17 protein-coding genes are annotated in these 18224 nt (G+C 68.0%); 13 read left to right on the plus strand and 4 right to left on the minus strand.

All coding sequences use genetic code 11. The features are described from left to right. Positions 1 to 2 precede the first annotated feature (2 nt). Entirely contained in the window at positions 3 to 1505 is a 1503-nt protein-coding gene (locus QPK29_RS03995; protein WP_371769555.1) for a sensor histidine kinase, read from the plus strand. Continuing rightward, positions 1502 to 3409 carry a hybrid sensor histidine kinase/response regulator gene (locus QPK29_RS04000; RefSeq protein WP_371769554.1) on the plus strand — a complete coding sequence of 636 codons (1908 nt, stop codon included), beginning with the start codon at positions 1502 to 1504 and terminating at the stop codon, positions 3407 to 3409. The genes QPK29_RS03995 and QPK29_RS04000 overlap by 4 nt, the downstream gene beginning before the upstream one ends. Here QPK29_RS04000 and QPK29_RS04005 read toward each other — a convergent pair. Next, positions 3387 to 3782, minus strand: coding sequence for a cupin domain-containing protein (locus QPK29_RS04005; protein ID WP_371764937.1), 396 nt, complete (start codon positions 3780 to 3782; stop codon positions 3387 to 3389). The two genes, QPK29_RS04000 and QPK29_RS04005, sit on opposite strands and share 23 nt — an antisense overlap. Before the next feature lie 201 nt (positions 3783 to 3983). On the opposite strand from QPK29_RS04005, the gene QPK29_RS04010 reads away from it, so the two are divergent. The 4 genes from QPK29_RS04010 (at position 3984) to QPK29_RS04025 (ending at position 7175) form a co-directional block, all read left to right on the plus strand. Then, entirely contained in the window at positions 3984 to 4982 is a 999-nt protein-coding gene (locus tag QPK29_RS04010; protein ID WP_371769553.1) for a LysR family transcriptional regulator, read from the plus strand. Beyond that, the gene (locus QPK29_RS04015; RefSeq protein ID WP_371769552.1) at positions 4979 to 5791 is read left to right on the plus strand and encodes a DMT family transporter; all 813 of its coding nucleotides are present in this window, start codon (positions 4979 to 4981) and stop codon (positions 5789 to 5791) included. Before QPK29_RS04010 ends, QPK29_RS04015 begins: the two co-directional genes overlap by 4 nt. Before the next feature lie 126 nt (positions 5792 to 5917). After that, complete coding sequence (locus QPK29_RS04020) at positions 5918 to 6397, plus strand: carboxymuconolactone decarboxylase family protein (protein WP_056328702.1); 480 nt, start codon at positions 5918 to 5920, stop codon at positions 6395 to 6397. 13 nt (positions 6398 to 6410) lie between these two features. After that, complete coding sequence (locus QPK29_RS04025) at positions 6411 to 7175, plus strand: SDR family oxidoreductase (protein WP_056128913.1); 765 nt, start codon at positions 6411 to 6413, stop codon at positions 7173 to 7175. Here the strand turns inward: QPK29_RS04025 and QPK29_RS04030 are convergent. Beyond that, positions 7148 to 8137 (minus strand): GlxA family transcriptional regulator, encoded by a 990-nt coding sequence (locus QPK29_RS04030; protein ID WP_371769551.1) that lies wholly within the window; start codon positions 8135 to 8137, stop codon positions 7148 to 7150. The genes QPK29_RS04025 and QPK29_RS04030 overlap by 28 nt on opposite strands. 292 nt (positions 8138 to 8429) lie before the next feature. Here QPK29_RS04030 and QPK29_RS04035 point away from each other — a divergent pair, with 292 nt between their 5' ends. Further along, positions 8430 to 10490, plus strand: a complete 2061-nt coding sequence (locus QPK29_RS04035; protein WP_371769550.1) for a family 43 glycosylhydrolase — start codon at positions 8430 to 8432, stop codon at positions 10488 to 10490. Positions 10491 to 10530: 40 nt separating this feature from the next. On the opposite strand, the gene QPK29_RS04040 is transcribed toward QPK29_RS04035, so the two are convergent. Beyond that, complete coding sequence (locus tag QPK29_RS04040; protein WP_371769549.1) at positions 10531 to 10800, minus strand: winged helix-turn-helix transcriptional regulator; 270 nt, start codon at positions 10798 to 10800, stop codon at positions 10531 to 10533. Here QPK29_RS04040 and QPK29_RS04045 point away from each other — a divergent pair. After that, positions 10735 to 11418 carry an oxidoreductase gene (locus tag QPK29_RS04045; RefSeq protein WP_371769548.1) on the plus strand — a complete coding sequence of 228 codons (684 nt, stop codon included), beginning with the start codon at positions 10735 to 10737 and terminating at the stop codon, positions 11416 to 11418. The genes QPK29_RS04040 and QPK29_RS04045 overlap by 66 nt on opposite strands. 117 nt (positions 11419 to 11535) lie before the next feature. On the opposite strand, the gene QPK29_RS04050 is transcribed toward QPK29_RS04045, so the two are convergent. Then, positions 11536 to 14652 (minus strand): TonB-dependent receptor, encoded by a 3117-nt coding sequence (locus QPK29_RS04050; protein WP_371769547.1) that lies wholly within the window; start codon positions 14650 to 14652, stop codon positions 11536 to 11538. Positions 14653 to 15224: 572 nt separating this feature from the next. On the opposite strand from QPK29_RS04050, the gene QPK29_RS04055 reads away from it, so the two are divergent. The 5 genes from QPK29_RS04055 (at position 15225) to QPK29_RS04075 (ending at position 18214) form a co-directional block, all read left to right on the plus strand. Next, on the plus strand, positions 15225 to 15491 hold the full coding sequence (locus tag QPK29_RS04055) for a BufA1 family periplasmic bufferin-type metallophore (RefSeq protein ID WP_371769546.1): 267 nt from the start codon (positions 15225 to 15227) through the stop codon (positions 15489 to 15491). 15 nt (positions 15492 to 15506) lie between these two features. Beyond that, a complete protein-coding gene (locus QPK29_RS04060; protein ID WP_371769545.1) occupies positions 15507 to 16259 on the plus strand; it encodes an alpha/beta hydrolase in 753 nt (250 codons plus the stop codon). A gap of 26 nt (positions 16260 to 16285) precedes the next feature. Further along, the gene (gene bufA2 / locus QPK29_RS04065; protein WP_056128887.1) at positions 16286 to 16561 is read left to right on the plus strand and encodes a BufA2 family periplasmic bufferin-type metallophore; all 276 of its coding nucleotides are present in this window, start codon (positions 16286 to 16288) and stop codon (positions 16559 to 16561) included. 61 nt (positions 16562 to 16622) lie between these two features. Next, positions 16623 to 17459 carry an MNIO family bufferin maturase gene (gene bufB, locus QPK29_RS04070; RefSeq protein ID WP_371769544.1) on the plus strand — a complete coding sequence of 279 codons (837 nt, stop codon included), beginning with the start codon at positions 16623 to 16625 and terminating at the stop codon, positions 17457 to 17459. Next, the gene (locus tag QPK29_RS04075; RefSeq protein WP_371769543.1) at positions 17456 to 18214 is read left to right on the plus strand and encodes an HvfC/BufC family peptide modification chaperone; all 759 of its coding nucleotides are present in this window, start codon (positions 17456 to 17458) and stop codon (positions 18212 to 18214) included. Before bufB ends, QPK29_RS04075 begins: the two co-directional genes overlap by 4 nt. Positions 18215 to 18224 lie beyond the last annotated feature (10 nt).

Below are 18224 nucleotides of genomic sequence, written 5' to 3' on the forward strand. Positions count from 1 at the left end.
CCATGCCCCTGCGCTTCCTCCTCCTCGACGACAATCCCGACGACCGCCTGCTCGCCCGCCGCGAACTCGAACGCCATTTTCCAGGGTGCCGGTCGACGGAAGTGGGCGACCGCGCTGGCTTCGAACAGGTCGCCGCAGCCGGCTTCCCGTTCGACCTCGTCATCACCGACTACCAGATGCGCTGGACGACGGGCCTGGACGTGCTCAAGCTGATCAAGGCGCACGTTCCGCAACTGTCCGTCATCATGTTCACCGCGACGGGCACCCAGGAAATCGCGGTCGAAGCCATGAAGCACGGCCTGGACGACTACGTCATCAAGAGCCCGCGCCACTACGCGCGGCTGCCCGTCGCCGTGCGCACGTGCCTCGACCGCACCGAGATCCGCTCGCGCGCCATCCGCAGCGAGACGCGGCTCGCATCGCTGCTCGAGAACATCCAGGTGGGCGTGTTCCGCATGTCGCTCGAAGGCGAGATGGAGGAAGGCAACCGCGCGTTCTGGAGCATGCTGGGTCTCGGGTCGGGCGAATTCACGAAGGCGGCGCACCACCCGCTGATCGAGGACGTGCGGCAGCACATCCCGGAACTGAAGGCGACCCTGGATGCGGCCGACCTGCAGCTCGACGCGGGCGACCTCGACATGGGCGGCCGCGCCTTCAAGGTGAGGCTGGTGCGCGTGCGCGTAAACGGGCACGACGCGGTCGACGGCATCGTCGACGACGTGACGTCGCTGCGCCGCGCCGAACTGGAAATCCTGCGCCTGAACGCCGACCTGGAACAGCGCATCGCCACGCGCACGCGCCAGCTGCAGGATGCGAACGAGGCGCTGGAGACGTTCGGCTTCTCCGTCTCGCACGACATGCGCGAGCCGCTGCGCACGATCCAGGGCTATGCCAACGTCCTCAAGCAGGATTTCGCCGAGGGCCACCTCGACAAGGCCAGCCTGTACATCGGCCGTATCGAGGCCGTCGCGCACCGGGTCGACACGATGGTGACCGACCTGCTGGAATTCGCGCGCCTGTCGCGCACCGAGATCGCCACCGAAAACGTCGTCGTCAACGACGCGCTGCACGAAGTGACGGCCGCGCTGCACGCCGAGATCCAGCAGGCGAAGGCGCGGCTGCAGATCGAGGTGCCGGACGATCTCACCGTGCGCGCGCACCGCCAGACCGTCGTGCAGGCGCTGACGAACCTCGTGTCGAACGCCGTCAAGTTCGTGCGGCCCGGCGCAGCGCCGGTCGTGCGCATCGCGGCAAGCGAAGCGGGATCGATGGTGCGCGTCACGGTCAGCGACAACGGCATCGGCATCGCACCGGCGGCCCAGGCCCGCATCTTCAACGTGTTCGAACGCCTGCACAGCGAGGAGGAATACCCGGGCACGGGCATCGGCCTCGCGATCGTCAAGAAGGGCGTCGAGCGGATGGGCGGCCGCGTCGCCGTGGAGTCGGCGCCGGGCGGCGGCGCCACGTTCGTGGTCGACCTGCCCGCGCCGCCGGAGCCCGTGTGACGTTCGCCGCCCTCCTCGTCGACGACAGCCCGGACGACAGGGCGCTCGTCGCGCGCGAGCTGGGGCGGCATTTTCCCGACGTCCGCATCACCGAGGCAGGCAGCCCGGAGACGCTGGCCGCGGCGCTCGCCGACGGCCGCTTCGACATCGCCATCACGGACTACCGCCTGCGCTTCACGGACGGCATCACGGTCCTGCGCGAGCTGAAACGCCGCTTCCCCGCGCGTCCCGTGATCATGTTCACCGCGAGCGGCAACGAGGAAATCGCCGTCGAGGCCATGAAGGAAGGCCTCGACGACTACATCACCAAGACGCCCAAGCACTACCCGCGCATCGGCTATGCGGTGCGCGCCTGCCTCGACAACGTGGCGCAGCGCGCGCGGGCCGAACAGGCGCAGGCGCGCCTCGAGATCGCGCTGCGGTCGGCCGGAATGGCGACGTGGCAGTACGATCCGCGCGACCGCTCGATCGCCGCCTCCAGCGACCTCGGGCCGATGCTGGGCCGGCCGCCCGGCCATGCGCCGGCGACCGTGGATGCCTGGCTGGCCGACATCCACGACGAAGACCGGCCCCGCGTGATCGACGCGTGGAAGGCCGCGTTCGCGGGTGCGGACCACTACCGCATGCAATACCGGTTCCGCGGCGCCGACGGCATCGTGCGCTGGATCGCGTCGAGCGCGCGCGTGCTGCGCGGCACGGACGGCAAGCCGTCCATGGTGATCGGCACGGCGCGCGAAGTCACGGCCGACATCGAGACGCGCCAGAACCTGGAACGCAAGACCGAGGAACTGGAACGGGCCGACCGCCAGAAGAACGAATTCCTGGCGATCCTCGCGCACGAGCTGCGCAACCCGCTGGGCGCCGCGCGCTATTCGATCGCGCTGCTGCGCCAGGCTCCGGACGACGCCGCCGTGCGCGCCCGCGCCACCGACGTGATCGACCGCCAGATCGGCCACATGGCGAAGATGCTGGACGAGCTGCTGGACCTGAGCCGCATCGCCCACAACCGCATCGAACTCCACCGGGCACCGCTCGACCTGCGCGGGATCGCCGAACTCGCGTGCGAGAACGCCCTGCCCACGCTGGAGGGCAAGGGCCACGACCTGCGCCTGTCGCTGCCGCCGGAACCGGTCATGGTCGTCGGCGACGAGGTCCGCCTCACGCAAGTCGTCGCCAACCTGCTCGTCAATGCCGCCAAGTTCACGCCGACGCCGGGGCACATCGAGGTGCGCGTGGCGCGCGACGCCATGGACGCCGTGATCGAGGTCGCCGACGACGGCATCGGCATCGCGCCGCACCGGCTGGACGGCGTATTCGAGATGTTCTCGCAGGGCGAGACGAAGGCGCACGGCGGCACGCCCGGGCTGGGCATCGGCCTCGCGGTCGTGCGCTCGCTCGTCGGCCTGCATGGCGGCACCGTGCGCGCGTTCAGCGCGGGCGCGGGCCAGGGCACGCGCATCCGCGTGACCTTGCCCGCCCTGGCGCAACACGCGCCTGCCGCCGCATCCGACGCACCGGCGACGGACGGCGGCGCCCGCGGCCTGCGCGTGCTGCTCGCGGACGACAATGCCGACGCGGCGAACCTGCTGGCGCTGCTGCTGCAAGCCGATGGACACACGGTCCACACGGGCTTCGACGGCATCACCGCGATGGCCCTGGCCGACGCGCACCGTCCGGATGTGATGGTGCTGGACATCGGCATGCCGGGCGCGAACGGCTACGAGGTCGCGCGCTGGGTACGCGCACAGGCGTGGGGCGCGGCCGTGCGGCTCGTCGCCGTGACCGGCTGGGGCATCGAGCACGACGGCGGCCAGGCGCTGGACGCGGGCTTCGACGTGCGGCTCGTGAAGCCCGTCGACATGGCGCATCTGCTCGCTGCCGTCAATGGCTCCCCACCGGAATGAGCGCCGGCTTGTCCTTGTCCTTCAGCAAGAACACGACGAAGCGCGCCGGCTTCGTCCGGCTCGCATTGCGGCCGACCGTGTGCACGTCGCGCGGCCCTTCGTAAAAAGTCTCGCCGGCGCGCAGCGTCTTTTCCTTGCCGCCCTCCACGCCCATGACGATGGTCCCTTCGAGCACGTAGACGAAGCCGTGCGCGTCGTGGCGGTGCACGGGATCGGCCGCGCCGGGCGCGTAGTCGACGGTGAGCATCATGACTTCCTTGCCCGGCGCGTCGGACAGCGCCTGGTGCATCAGCGTCGTGACGACGGGTTCGGGCGGGGCCGCGTGGGCGAGCGTGGCGCAGGCGGCCAGGGCAAGGGGAAGGTAGCGGAACATGATCGAGGTCCTCGTTGTGCGTGAAAACGCCAGTGTAGACAGGGCGCCTGCCCTGCGACAGGCGCCGGCGGGGACGCGCGGCGGTGCCGCAAAAACACCAATCGGCGCGCGCGACGCTGGCAGGAAATCGGGGATTCTTGTCATTGCCGCCGAAGGGGCGCGGGCCTACCATCGGCGTACTTACGTACCGACAGGACCGCCGTGCCCCGCAGCCTCACTTCCGTTCTTCCCAGCCCCGATTGCAACGACGCGCTGGCATCCAGCTTCGCGACAACGTATGCAGGCGTGGTCGCGTTCATGGCCGTCGTCCACGAAGGCAGCTTCGCCCGGGCGGCCGAGCGGCTCGGCATCGGGCGCTCCGCCGTCAGCCGCAGCGTGCTGAAACTGGAGACCCAGCTCGACACGCGGCTGTTCCTGCGCACGACGCGCAGCACGTCCCTCACGGCCGAGGGCCAGCGCTTCTTCGAGGGCTGCCGGCCCGGCGTCGACCGCATCTTCCAGGCGCTCGACGAGATGCGCGAGCTCCGTACCGGCATCCCCCGCGGGCACCTGCGCATCTCGTCCACCGTGGGCTTCGGGCGCAAGATCGTCGCGCCGCTGCTGAAGGATTTTCATGCGCGCTACCCGGACATCACGGTCGACCTGATCCTCGACGACCGCCCCACCGATTTCACGTCCGAGCGCATCGACGTCGCCTTCCGCAACGGCCGCATGGACGACAGCCAGATCGTCGCCAAGAAGCTGGTCCCGATGCCCATGCTCGTGTGCGCATCGCCCGCGTACGCGCAGCGCCACGGCCTGCCGCGCACGCCGGACGAACTGGCGGGCCACTGCTGCGTCAACTTCCGCTTCGCGTCGGGCCGGCTGTTCGACTGGGAGTTCAAGGTCGACGGCGCGGTGCGCAAGCACACGCCGCAGGGGTGGCTCTGTTTCAACGACGCCGACCTCGTGCTGCAGGCCGTCCTCGACGGCGACGGCATCGCCCAGATGGCCGGCTACCAGATCCGCGAGCACCTGCACGCCGGGCGCCTCGTCGCCTGCCTGGCGGAATATGCGCCGGACGACCGCGGCCACTTCCTCTGCTACCTGAGCCGGCACCACATGCCGATGCGCGTGCGCGTCTTCGTCGACGACATCTCCCAGCGCATACGCGCCCTCGGCCTCGATGATCCCGACCTGGCGGGCGGAGGCCGGCCATGAGCCGGACCGCATGGGCGTGCGCGCTCGGCGCCATCCTGTTGTGGGCGCTGTTCGCGACCCTCGTGCGGCTGGCGGGCGACGCGCCGCCGCTGCTGCTGACCGGCGTCGCGCTGTGCTGCGGCGGCCTCGCGTCCATCCACCGGTGGCGCGAATGGAGGGTGCCGGCCGCCATCCTGGGCTTCGGCATCGCCAGCCTGTTCCTGTACCACGCGTGCCTCGTGGCCGCGTTCCGGCTCGCGCCCATCGCCGAGGCGAACCTGCTGAATTACCTGTGGCCGCTGTTGATCGTCGTGCTGGCCCGGCGCGCCGTGCCGCTGCGGCGCAGCCAACTGGCCGGCTGTGTCATCGCCTTCGCGGGCGGCGCGCTCGTCATCGCACCGTCCGCGCCCACCGTCACGCATCTCGCCGGCTACGCGCTCGCCGTGCTCGCCGCGTTCACGTGGGCCGCGTATTCGCTGGCGCCGGCCCGCCTGCCCGCCTATTCGTCCTGGGCCACGGGCGGTTTCTGCCTCGGCGCCGGCCTGCTCGCGCTGGCGGCGCACGCGCTGTTCGAAACGCCGTACCGGCCGTCCGGCACGGAGCTCGCGGGCATGGCCGCCATCGGCATCGGGCCGCTCGGCCTGTCGTTCGTCCTGTGGGACCGCGCCATGCGCACGGGCCGCGCGGCGACGATCGGGTCGCTGTCCTACCTGACGCCCGTGCTGTCCACGCTCGCGCTGGCCGTCACGGGCGCCGTGGCCGCAGGCAGCTGGTGGCGCCTCGGGCCCGCACTGCTGCTCGTCGCCGCCGGGGTGCGGCTGTCGCGCTGACTGGTGCGCTCATTGGTGCGCTCATTGGTGCGTTTCTGGCACCACCGTGCGGCCGGCCAGCCGCCTACCGGCCGCGCGGCGCGCTGCCTACACTCCTTTCGTACCACAACCACCAAGGAGAACGAGATGACCCAGCGTATCAACTACCTCAAGCAGTCCCCCGCCCTCTTCAAGAAGCTCGTCGAGCTGGGCACCCTGATCAACGACGGCAGCATCGAGGAAAGCATCCGCGACCTCGTCGCCATCCGCACGTCGCAGATCAACGGCTGCACGTTCTGCATCGACATGCACGTGAAGCAGGCCACGATCCACGGCGAACGCGCGCTGCGCCTGCATCACCTGGCCGCGTGGCGCGAATCGACCCTGTTCGCCCCGCGCGAACGGGCCGCGCTGGCGTGGACGGAAGCGCTGACGACGCTGTCGCTCCAGGGCGTGCCGAACGAGATCTACGAGCGCGTGCGCAGCCAGCTCACCGAGCAGGAACTCGTCGACCTGACCTACGAGATCATGGCGACCAATGCGTGGAACCGCATCAACGTCGCGTTCCAGACCGTGCCGGGTTCGTACGACAAGGACTTCGGCCTGGACCGCGCCAATCTCGCGTAACGAGGAGACATCCATGAACATCGTCGTCATCGGCGGCACGGGCCTCATCGGCAGCAAGCTCGTGACCCTGCTGCGTGCGCGCGGCCACGAAGCGCTGGCCGCATCTCCCAACTCGGGCGTGAACACGCTGACGGGCGAAGGCCTGGACGCGGCGCTGGAAGGCTGCGACGTCGTCGTGGACGTGGCGAACTCGCCGTCGTTCGCGGACGACGCCGTCCTCGACTTCTTCACGACCTCGGGCCGCAACCTGCTGGCCGCCGCACGCCGGGCGGGCGTGCGGCACCACGTGGCCCTGTCCGTCGTCGGCACGCAGCGCCTCGCGGAGAGCGGTTACTTCCGCGCCAAGATCGCGCAGGAAGAGCTCATTCGCGCATCAGGCCTGCCTTACACCATCGTGCACTCGACGCAGTTCTTCGAATTCCTCAGCGGGATCGCTGCATCGGCCGGCCAGGACGACACGATCGCCCTGTCGCCCGCGTACATCCAGCCCATCGCCTCGGACGACGTGGCGGCGGCGCTGGCGGACGTGGTCCTCGGTGCGCCCGTGAACGGCATCGTCGAGATCGCGGGGCCGGACCGTTTCCGCCTGTCCGACCTCGTGCGCGACTACCTCGCGGTCAAGGGCGACACGCGCACGGTGCGCGCCGACGTCCACGCACGCTATTTCGGCGCGGAGCTCAAGGAGGACACGCTGGTGCCGCAGGGTGCCGCGCGCCTCGGCGCCAGCCGCATCGGCAACTGGCTGCAGGCTCAGGCGCCGGCGAGCCGCTTGCGGTAGGCCGACGGCGTCTCGCCCAGGTTGCGCCGGAACGCGGTGCACATGCGATCCTCGTCGCCAAAGCCGCACTGGCGGGCGACCTGGGCGAGATTCGCTTCCGACTGTTCCAGCATGCGCTTCGCCGCGCCGATGCGGAACAGTTCCACCGCCTTCGCCGGCGGGCGGCCGGTCTTCTGCTTGTAGACGCGGGCGAAGTTGCGGGCGCTCATATGGGCCCGCGCGGCCAGGCGTTCCACGGTGAGACCGGCGTCGTGCAGGTTGTCGAGGATCCAGCCGTGCAGTGCATCGAACGCCGCGTCGTCGCGCACCTGGGCGCGCAGCAGTTCGCTCTCCTGCGCCTGGCCGCCGGCACGCTTCATGAACACGACCAGTTCGCGCGCGACGTCCATCGCGAGCGCGCGCCCGCAGTCTTCTTCGACGAGGGCCAGCGCGAGGTCGATGCCGGCCGTGACGCCGGCCGACGTCCACACGGGATCCTGGCGCACGAAGATCGCTTCGCGGTCGACTTCGAGCGCGGGGAAGCGTTGTTCCAGCACGTCCGCCATGTTCCAGTGCGTCGCCACGCGCCGGCCGTCCAGCAGCCCACCCTGCGCGAGCAGGAACGCGCCTGTGCACACGGATGTGACGCGGCGCGCGTGCGGGGCGGCGCCGGCGATCCAGTCGACCGTCGTGCCCACGTCCGCGAGCACGGCCGAGATCCCCGGCGCACCGGGCACGAGGATCGTGTCGATCGCGCGCCCGGCGAACTGCGCGGCCGGCAGCGTGTCGAGCGCGACGCCTTCCGCCGTCACCACGAGGCCGCCGTCCGCGCTGACCGTGTGCCGCTCGTACGGCACGAGGCCCCGCTCCGCCATCCGCTTGGCGGCGCACCAGAACACGGTCTGCGGCCCGGTCAGGTCGAGCAGACCCATGCCCGGGAAGGCGACGAACAGGACGAGCGGTGCGGCGGGCGTGGATGTCATCGTACGTACGGCTGAGTGAATCGTGCGATCTTACTGCGCGTGAAAACGGTGTCAAGGGCCCGCGACGCCTGCGTCCTGCGATGATTTTTTCCTGGCGACCGATATCGGGTTCGGTATCGCATTCGTCGGTTAGTTGCAATTGTCTCGCGATCCTTACGAAACCCCTGCAATAACAATGACTTGGCCGGCGTGCCTACGCGGGCGCTGCCAGCGGCGGCGCGGGACCGCGGCTTTGACATCGCTACCATGCATGCCCTACATTGCCGGATGCCCTGAATCCACCGGACCGCACATGACCGTACACCGCCCCCGCCCGCCGCGCCTTGCCGCGACGGTCCTCGCCCTCTGCGCCGCCATCGCCTGCATGGGCGCACGCGCGCAGGAAGAACCGCGTCCCGCCACCGGCCTGTCGACGTCCACCTGGACGCCGGACAACGGCAACGGCACGTTCACGAACCCGCTGTTCTACGACGAGTTCTCCGACCCCGACATGATCCGCGTGGGCGACTGGTTCTACCTTACCGGCACGACGATGCACGCGATGCCCGGCCTGCCGGTCCTGCGCTCGCGCGATCTCGTGAATTGGGAATTCCTCAGCTATGCCGTCGACAAGCTGGACTTCGGCCCGGCCTACCGCCTGGAGGACGGCAAGAGCATCTATGGCCAGGGCATCTGGGCCCCGAGCCTGCGCTACCGGAACGGCACGTTCTATATCTTCAGCAACGTGAACGGCCGCGCCACGCAGATCTTCTCCGCCACCGATCCGCGCGGCCCCTGGACGCACCGCGAGATGAAGCGCAGCCTGCACGACCTGTCCGTCCTGTTCGACGACGACGGCAAGGCGTGGGTCGTGTGGGACCACCAGCGCATGCACATCGCGCAGCTGACGGACGACCTGACCGACATCGTGCCCGGCACCGAGAAAGTGCTGTTCGCGCAGGACGCCGGCATGGGCGAAGGCGCGCACCTCTACAAGATCCAGGGCAAGTACTACATCCTCTCCGCCAACTACGCGGGCGGCTTCCGCATGCCCGCCGCGCGCGCGGACAAGGTCGACGGTCCGTATGAAGTGAACCAGGCCATCAGCAAGGACGAGGACTTCGGCATGGCCAAGGGCTACCGCCTGAAGGACAACAATACCCCGCCCGCGATCGAGCCGCCGGACCCGTCGGCCCGCAACAGCAACTCGCTGCACCAGGGCGGCATCGTGCTGACGCCGGCCGGCGAATGGTGGGGCTTCTCGATGATGGATTTTAATTCGGTCGGCCGCCTGCTCAGTCTTTCCCCGATCACGTGGAAAGATGGCTGGCCGTACTTCGGCCTGCCGGGCAACCTGGGCCGCAATCCGCGCACGTGGGTCAAGCCGAAGACGGCCGCGCCCTCCCCGATCGCGGTACCGTTTGCGCGCAGCGACGATTTTTCGGGCACGACCTTGCAGCCGCTCTGGCAGTGGAACCACGTGCCGGTCGACGGCCAGTGGTCGCTGACGGAGCGCCCCGGCTTCCTGCGCCTGCACGCGCTGCCGGCGACGTCGTTCTGGCAGGCCCGCAACAGCCTGACCCAGCGCGCCATCGGCCCGCGCTCGTCGCCGACGGTGACGCTGGACGCGTCCGGACTGGCTGCCGGCGACGTCGCCGGCCTCGCCCTGCTGAACCTGCCGTATGCGACGCTGGGTGTGGAAAAGACGGCGACCGGCCTGCAAGCGGCACTGTACGACCAGATCACCAACCGCACCGTGCGCGTGCCGCTCCCGGCCGGCGCCACGCGCGTCCAGCTGCGCGCGGATTGCGACTTCCTCACCGAGCAGGCGCGCTTTTCCTGGTCCGTCGACGGCAAGGACTTCGCGCCCATCGGCGAGCCGTTCACGATGGTGTTCCAGCTGAAGACCTTCCAGGGCGTGCGCTATGCCCTCTTCAACTACAACCAGTCAGGGAAGACGGGCGGGCACGCGGATTTCGACAGCATCGACGTCTACCAGCCGAATCCGCACGGCCTGATGCGCGCGATCCCGTTCGGGCAGCACATCCAGCTCGCGGAGTTCAAGACCGGCCGCAAGGTGGCGCCGTATCGGGTGAAGGACATGGGTCTCGGACGTGTCGCCCTGCAGTCCGGCGCGGCCTGGGTCAGCGTCGACGCGAAGGGTAACGTGGGTGTGCGCAAAGGGTCGCCCGGCAAGGCGGAGAGCTTCCAGTGGATCGAGACGCCGACCGGGGAACTGGTGCTGATGTCGCTGGTGACGAACCGGTTCGTGCGGGTCGATCCGGTCACGCATGCGGTGCGGGCGGACAGTCCGGGGCCGGTGCCGGATGGGAGCGACGGGGTGCGGTTCACCTGGTCGTCCATCCAGCGCTAAACGCCGCGCGCAAGCGGCGCATTCCGGTCGCGAACGGCTTTCAGGCAGCGCGATGGCGCACGACGGCGGCGCAGGGCAGCAGCCTGTCCGCTTCGTCGAGCTCGGTGGCGTGAAACGTCCCCCAATCGATGAGCGATTCCAGGACGGGCTTCAGGCTCGCGCCGAGCGGGGTGAGCTGGTACTCGACGCCCTGGGGGTCCGCGGCACTTGACCGTCGCTTCATACCCATGAAATCGCGGAACTGGTGACGACCTTCGCCCAGGCATGCGCCCATGCCCGCGACGCCGGCTTCGATGGCGTCGAAATCCATGGTGCGAACGGGTACCTGTTCGATCAGTTCATGAATTCGGTACTGAATACCCGTACGGATCGCTATGGTGGCGGAAGCGCGGCCAACCGTACCCGTTTCCTGATGGAGGTCGTCGAGGCGGCGGTACGGGAGCTTGGCCCCGGACGCGTCGGCGTGCGCCTGTCCCCGTTCGGAACATTCAACGCCATGCCGACGGACCCTCTTGCGTTGGAAACCCTGATCCATGTTGCCGAGCAGCTGGGGCGACGCGGCGTCGCCTATCTGCATCTCGTGTACGAGCTGATGCCCGAAGGGAATATGGAAACCGCCGAGTTCAAGGCCAGCCACATCGATCACGCCGTGCTTGCAGAAGTGCGAACGAAGTTCAGCGGTGCGATTATCTGGTGTGGCGGCTTCAACGGCCGCGACAGGACGCAGCGTGCTCTCGACACCGGCCTCGTCGACCTGATCGCCTTCGGCCGGCCTTATATCGCGAACCCCGACCTGGCCGAACGGCTGCTGCACGGCTGGCCACTGGTCGAAGCGGCCCCCTCGGTCTATTACACGCGCCGTGGCGAAGCCGGATATACGGACTTCCCGGTCTACTCGACGCCCGACGGCGACGCTCGCGCGGCCTGACGGGCGCGCCGGCCGCGGGCCGCAAACGGCGACAAAAAAAAGGAGCGGCCGGAAACACGACCGCTCCATGAATACCGGACCGCCAGCAAAACGGCCCGGGGAGACGCAACTAAGTGATCAGAACGAGGTGCGCAGGGACATGGTGTAGCTGCGGCCCGGCTTGTTCTCGTCGAAGATCGCGTTGGAGAACGCCGTGTAGTTCTGGCTCTTCGCGTTGTTCAGGTTCCAGACGCTGACCGTCAGGTCCGCGTTGTAGCCGAAGCCGAACACCTTCTGCAGGTTCATGCCGGCCGACATGTCGACCTGCGAGCGCCCCGTCGAATACGCATACACGCCATTGCCCAGACCCGTGTTCGTGTTGCTGATCAGGCTGGACTGGTACTGGCGCGACACGCGCAGGTTCAGGCCGTCCTTCTCGTAATACACGGTCAGGTTATTGGTGCGCGGCGGGACGCCGGCCACCGGCGGTGCGCCCGCGGCTTCATCCTTCTGCTTCGTGTACGTGAAGTTGCCCGTGAAGCCGAAGCCTTTCACCGGCAGCATGTCCAGCGGCTGCTGCCACGTGAATTCCAGGCCGCGTACCTTCAGCTTGGAGTCGATCATGTACGGCTCGGTGATGATCACGTGCTTCTTGTCGCGACCGCCGGCGGCGTCCACGGCCGCCTGCTGCGCGTCCGTCAGGCCCACCGTGCCGTAGATCTTGTCCAGGTCGGACAACGTGTAGTCGATCTGGCGCTGGCCCGGGCGGCTCACGATGTCCTTGGCGAAGCCGGACAGCGCGACATAGCCTTCGCGGCTGAAATACCATTCCACGCCCGCGTCCAGGTTGTTGGCCTTGAACGGCTTCAGGTTCGGGTTCGTCACGTTACCCTGGTTCACGCCCTGGTCGCCGATCGAGAGCTGGGTCTGGTGCAGGTCGGCCGGGTTGGCGCGGGTGAGCGACTTGGAGCCGGACAGGCGCGCGATCACATTCTTCGTCAGGTTGTACGACAGGTTGAACGAAGGCAGGATGTTGTGGTACTTCGTCGATTCGTACACCCAGGTCTGCATGTCCGGGTAGCGGCCGCCCTGTTGCAGGCCCTGGGCGGCGTTGCGCGGGTCGGGCGTGTTGACCGGGGCGCCGATCGTCTGCTCCGTCGTCGCGTAGCGCACGCCGGCGTTGTAGCGCAGCGTGCGGCCGAACACGGGGAAGCGGCCATTGGTCGAGAGGTAGAACGCCGACACCTTCTCGCGCAGGTAGCCGCCGTTGGTCGTCGGCGCGGCGAAGAACAGGTTACGGTAGTGCTGGTAGTTGGTGTCCTGGGCAAACTTGTCCCAGTCGATCGTGATGAAGCCGTGATCGCTCTTGTGGACATACTTCGCCAGGTCGCCGTTCGTGACGGCGGAGCCCAGGTAGGTCAGCGGCGCCGTCTGGCCCTGCGTGTAGCCCGTGCCGTAGCCGGGGTAGGTGCCGGCCGGGATCGGGCCGGGCGCGAAGCGGCCGTCGCACTGGCCTTGCAGCGCCCGGTCCGGCTGGATGAACTGGTAGCTGGTCTGGTTGCCGCAGGTGTAGTTCATCCACGCGTCGGCGTTGCCGTAGTCCGTGTAGCGGCGCGTGATGTCGTCGAACGAGCCGCCCACCTTGATCGCGAACGTGTCGTCGCCCCAGTTCAGGTTCAGGCGCGAGCCCTTGGTCGTGTTGCGGCGCTGGTAGATGTCGCCGCGCAGGCCGGACAGGCCCTGGCCCGGCTGGTACCAGCCGAACTTGGTCGGATCGTTGATGTCGATGTTGCTGGACATGACCGGAATCTGTCCGGGCGTCGTGTTGTCGTACTTGACGACGGTCGGCGCCGACTGCGTCGCCACCAGCACGGTCGGCATGTCGCGGTAGAACTCGCTGTCCGTGTAGTTGACGTGGCCGTCGATGGTCAGGCGGTCGGACGCGTGCCACTCGAAGCCCGGATTGATGCTGCGGAAGTGCGTGTTCTCCTTCATCGGGCGGAATTCCAGGCCCCAGAAGGTATTCGCCAGCGTGCCGCCCGTGATCGTGCAGTAGGCCGAGCAGTCGCTGCGGTCGAACGTCAGGCCGATCGGGATCGGGGTGTTCGCGCGCATGCCGGCAGCCATGTCTTCCTGCTGCATCTTGTTGCCCTTCTGGGCGAAGATCAGGTCCGTGTAGACCATCCAGTCCTCGTTCGGCTGCCACTGGAAGCTCAGCGTCTCGCCGCGGCGGCGGCGCTCGCCGTCGTACACCAGGTAGCGCGGCAGGCGGCCCATCAGGCCGTTGTCGATCTGCTGGATCGTCGCGCCCGGGTTCAGCGCCAGCAGCATCGCGCGGTCGATCGGCGCGCCCGGCTTCAGCACGGCCTGCGCGTACGCCGGCAGGGACGACAGGTCCATGCCGCTGGGGACGGTGGTCGGGCTGTTGAAGTAGTCGCCGCCGATCGAGGCCGGGTCGGAGGCGTTGCGCTGGTCCGCATTCAGGCGGAACGTGCGCATGTCGACGGTCTGGAACACGTCGGTATGGTATTTCGTGTTACCCCAGGCGAAGCCGAACAGCGCGCCGACCTTGCCGAAGCGCGTGTTCCACGTGTTGCTGACGAGGGCCGAGCCCGTGTTGCCCCACTTGCCGTCCTTGTCGCGGTAGTTGCCGCTGGCCGTGAAGGCCGAACGGAAGCCGTTCTTGTCGAACGGGCGCACGCTGCGCATGTTGACGGTACCGGCCACGCCGCCTTCGCTGATGTCCGCCTGCTGGCTCTTGTACACGGTCGCGCTGCGGAACAGTTCGGACGGCAGGAAGTCCATGTCCACTTCGCGGTTGGCGCTGATGTTGCCGCCCCAGCTGCCGGCCGAAGCGGACGCCATCGGGGCGCCGTTCAGCAGCACGCGGGTGAACGCCGGACCCATGCCGCGGATCGAGATGTTCATGCCTTCGCCATCGATCGACGCGCGGGTCACGGTGACGCCCGGCACGCGCGACAGCGCGTCGGCGATGTTCGGGTCGGGGAATTTGCCCATGTCCTCGGAGAACACGGTGTCGGTGAGGCCGTTGTTCTCGCGCTTCTCCAGCGCGGACAATGCCAGCGAGCTGCGGTAGCCCGTCACGGTAACGGTCGGGGCGCTGCCCTGTGCCTTCAGTTCGGTGTTGTCCTGCGCCCAGGCGCTGGACACGAGGCCGGCCAGGACGGTCAGTGCAAACGCGTTGCGGCAATACGGCGCCTTGCGCCGAGCGGCGCTGTTCCAGTGGTGCATCATTTGTCTCCTCTCTCTTCTTCTCTAGCGGCCTTGTGGCCTTTTTGGTGTTGCAGTGAGATGGTCGGTGCTGCGTTCATTTTCCGGTAACGGTTCTCCTTGTTCGGTATTTTTTTTGCGCTCGCCCTAACACAAAATGTTAAACGCTAACATTTTTGGCCACGGCAGGAACTGCGCCGGACTATCGATGAAAAAACCTCGAAAAGCTTGTTGTTCAAGTACGACGTCTGACATGTAACTACCATACTTGAGTAAATATCATCGAACCAATAAATTTTTTTTCGCTATCGATACTCGAATTCATATCCCTCTCTTCATAGACGAGGGCGCTCCCTCTGAGATTTGCTATCCGCTACCATAAAAATCGTGTTAGGGGTGTTATGCGATAACAACACATAGGATGTCTGACCTTATTCGAGCTGCATGCATCATCGGGTTTGTGTCCGAATGTGTCGTAATTCCCCGTCGACACATTGCCGGGGTTTCCGGACATGCAACGGACAATCCCCCGACACACCGGACTGGTCTCATGACGTTCACCGACGCGCCGCGTCGAATAACCGAAGGAGAGACCGATGAATACGACCCACACCGCGCTGGCCGCCACGCTGGCCCTGACCCTGTGCGCCGGCGCCCAGGCCGCCGAAGCGAAGAAGCCGACCGAGAAATGCTATGGCGTGGCGCTGGCCGGCCAGAACGAATGCGCGGCCGGCGCCGGCACCTCGTGCGCCGGCACGGCGAAGAAGGATTACCAGGGCGACGCCTGGATGCTCGTCGAGAAAGGCACGTGCACGAGGATCAAGACGCCGCAGGGCTACGGCTCCCTCACGCCGCGCAAGTAAGCGATGAACGCGACCATGAAAACGCTCGTTGCCGCCATTGCCGCCGGTGCGTTCGCCCTGCCCGCGCTGGCCGCCAATCCGGCTGCCGCAGCCACGAAGAACATCGTGATCGTGCCCGGCGAGTTCATCGATGCCTCCGGCTGGCACGTCGTCCACGACATCCTGAGCCAGAAGGGTTACCACGTGACCGTCGTGCCGGCCGCGCACGCGACGTTCGAGGGCGACGTCGCCCTTGCCCGCCGCGTGCTGTTCCAGCAGTTCGGCAACGTGGTCCTCGTCGGCAACGGGATCGGCGGCGCCGTGATCGGCAACGCCGGCGGCGGCGCGAAGGTGAAGGCCCTCGTGTACGTTGCGGCGCTGGCGCCCGAAGTGGGCGAAAGTCCCCTGCAGCTGCTGCGCGGCCCGGACGGCATGCCGGCGCCGATCGAGGCCGATTTCGCCGGCTACCACTGGGCCGACCGCGCACGCTTCCACGACGACTTCGCGGCCGACCTGACGCCCAACCGCGCCAACTTCCTGGCTGCGTCGCAGACGCCCGTCGGCCTCGCGTTCCTCGGCACGCCCAGTTCCGCGGCGGTGTGGCACGCGAAGCCCAGCTACGCCGTCGTCGCGACGGAAGACCGCATCCTCGCACCGCACACGCAACGCATGATGTACCGCCGCGCCAGGGCGCAGATCGTCGAGATCCGGGGCAGCCACGCCGTCCACATGTCGCGTCCCGAGGACGTGGCCCAGGTCATCGAACGGGCCGCCCGCGACACCCTTTGATTTACCCACACCACAAGGAGAACACCATGAAAGCACAACGTACGAACCGCGTCGGCCTGGCCGGCGCCGCGGCCCTCCTCGCCATCGCCACTCTCGGCATCGCCAATCCGTCGCACGCAGCGGACAACGGCAAGGAACAGCCGGGCCGCTGCTACGGCGTCAACGGCTGCAAGGGCGAAAGCCTGTGCGCCACGGCGAAGAACGATTGCAAGGGCCTGAACCAGTGCAAGGGCCAGGGCGTGATCGTCAAGACGCCGACGGAATGCAAGGCGCTCGGCGGCACGCTGACCGAGAAGGAATGACAGCACGACGTCGCCCCCGCGCAGGCGGGGGCGACGTATCACTTTCGACAATGAGCGAGCCATGCCAGCCCATCCCTCCCCACCGACGTTCGCCGGCTACGGCCTCGGCCTGCGGCGCGAACACTACCGCGACTTCCTCGAGACGCACGTCCCCGTCGACTTCGTCGAAGTCATCTCCGAAAACTTCATGGTGGCCGGCGGCCAGCCGCTCGACATCCTGCGCCGCGTGCGCGAACGGCATCCGGTGGCGCTGCACGGCGTGTCGATGTCGATCGGTTCCGCCGACGGCCTGCGCCGCGACTACCTCGTGCGCCTGAAGGCGCTCGTCGCCGCGGTCGATCCCCTGTATGTGTCGGATCACCTCGCGTGGTCGCGCATCGGCCGCTTCAACTCGCACGACCTGCTGCCGCTGCCGTACACGGACGAAGCCCTCGACGTCGTCTGCACGAACATCGCCCGCGCCCAGGACGCGCTGGGCCGCGCGCTGCTGTTCGAGAATCCGTCCAGTTATCTCGCCTTTGCCGGCACGCCCATGACGGAATGGGAGTTCCTCGCGCGCATGTGCGAGCGCACGGGTTGCGGCCTGCTGCTGGACGTGAACAATGTGTACGTCAGCGCCGCGAATCACGGTTTCGATCCGTTCGCTTATCTCGACGGCATCCCCGCGCAGCACGTGCGCCAGGTCCACCTCGCGGGCCACAGCCAGGGCGACGGGCTGCTGATCGACACGCACGACCAGCCTGTGCCCGATGGCGTGTGGGCCCTCTACGCGCACGCCGTCGCGCGCTGCGGCCCCGTCGCGACGATGATCGAGCGCGATGCCGACATCCCGCCGCTGTCCGAGCTGCTGGCCGAACTGGCGCTCGCGCGGCGCCTCGGGCTCAGGGAGGCGGCATGAATTTGAACATGATGCAGCGCGACTTCCGCCGCTGGCTGACGACGGCCGACATGGCCAGCGCACACCGCCTGGCCGCCGATCGGCGCGGCCTCGACGTCTACCAGAACAACTACCGCGTCCAGCTGATGGGCTGCCTGGAAGCGACCTATCCGATTCTCCGCTCGTTCATCGGCGACGCCGCGTTCCGCCACGCGGCGGCCGTGCACATCCAGCGCAACCCGCCGCGCGCGTGGACGCTGGATGCCTACGGCGCCGGTGTCGAGGCGACGCTGCGCACCGTCTTCCCGGACAATCCGGACCTGCACGAACTGGCGTGGATCGAGTGGTCTCTGGCGACGGCTTTCGTCGCGCGCGACGCCGCGCCGCTGGATCCGGCCCGCCTCGCGCACGCCGACTGGGACCGCGCGCGCCTGGGCTTCGCGCCATCGCTGCACATGGCGCGGCTGACGACCAACGCGGCCGACATCTGGTCCGCGCTGCAGGACGGCATCGAGGCGCCCGAGGCGGCGATGCTGCCCGCGCCCGCAGGCGCGATCGTCTGGCGCCGCGGCCACGTCGCGCGCCTGCGCGTGCTCGCGGCTGCGGATTTCGAAGCGCTGCAGTTCGCCCGCGCCGAAGGGAGCTTCGGCGCGCTGTGCACGCGGCTCGTCGACCGCCTCGGCGCGGACGACGGCATCGCCAGGGCCGGCGCGCTGCTCGCCGACTGGATCGGCAACGAGCTGCTCACGCGCGCGAGCGGCATCCGTCAATCATGAAAGGAACCAC

The organism is Massilia orientalis (assembly GCF_030411975.2).
In the GTDB taxonomy this organism is placed as follows: domain Bacteria; phylum Pseudomonadota; class Gammaproteobacteria; order Burkholderiales; family Burkholderiaceae_D; genus Telluria; species Telluria orientalis.

Coding starts and splice junctions, on each gene's coding strand:
- QPK29_RS04030 (WP_371769551.1), bottom strand. CDS start 8,137: ATGACATCCACGCCCGCCGCACCGCTCGTCCTGTTCGTCGCCTTCCCG.
- QPK29_RS04015 (WP_371769552.1), top strand. CDS start 4,979: ATGAGCCGGACCGCATGGGCGTGCGCGCTCGGCGCCATCCTGTTGTGG.
- QPK29_RS04040 (WP_371769549.1), bottom strand. CDS start 10,800: ATGGATTTCGACGCCATCGAAGCCGGCGTCGCGGGCATGGGCGCATGC.
- QPK29_RS04035 (WP_371769550.1), top strand. CDS start 8,430: ATGACCGTACACCGCCCCCGCCCGCCGCGCCTTGCCGCGACGGTCCTC.
- QPK29_RS04075 (WP_371769543.1), top strand. CDS start 17,456: ATGAATTTGAACATGATGCAGCGCGACTTCCGCCGCTGGCTGACGACG.
- QPK29_RS04055 (WP_371769546.1), top strand. CDS start 15,225: ATGAATACGACCCACACCGCGCTGGCCGCCACGCTGGCCCTGACCCTG.
- QPK29_RS04025 (WP_056128913.1), top strand. CDS start 6,411: ATGAACATCGTCGTCATCGGCGGCACGGGCCTCATCGGCAGCAAGCTC.
- QPK29_RS04005 (WP_371764937.1), bottom strand. CDS start 3,782: ATGTTCCGCTACCTTCCCCTTGCCCTGGCCGCCTGCGCCACGCTCGCC.
- bufB (WP_371769544.1), top strand. CDS start 16,623: ATGCCAGCCCATCCCTCCCCACCGACGTTCGCCGGCTACGGCCTCGGC.
- QPK29_RS04060 (WP_371769545.1), top strand. CDS start 15,507: ATGAAAACGCTCGTTGCCGCCATTGCCGCCGGTGCGTTCGCCCTGCCC.
- QPK29_RS04020 (WP_056328702.1), top strand. CDS start 5,918: ATGACCCAGCGTATCAACTACCTCAAGCAGTCCCCCGCCCTCTTCAAG.
- bufA2 (WP_056128887.1), top strand. CDS start 16,286: ATGAAAGCACAACGTACGAACCGCGTCGGCCTGGCCGGCGCCGCGGCC.
- QPK29_RS03995 (WP_371769555.1), top strand. CDS start 3: ATGCCCCTGCGCTTCCTCCTCCTCGACGACAATCCCGACGACCGCCTG.
- QPK29_RS04050 (WP_371769547.1), bottom strand. CDS start 14,652: ATGATGCACCACTGGAACAGCGCCGCTCGGCGCAAGGCGCCGTATTGC.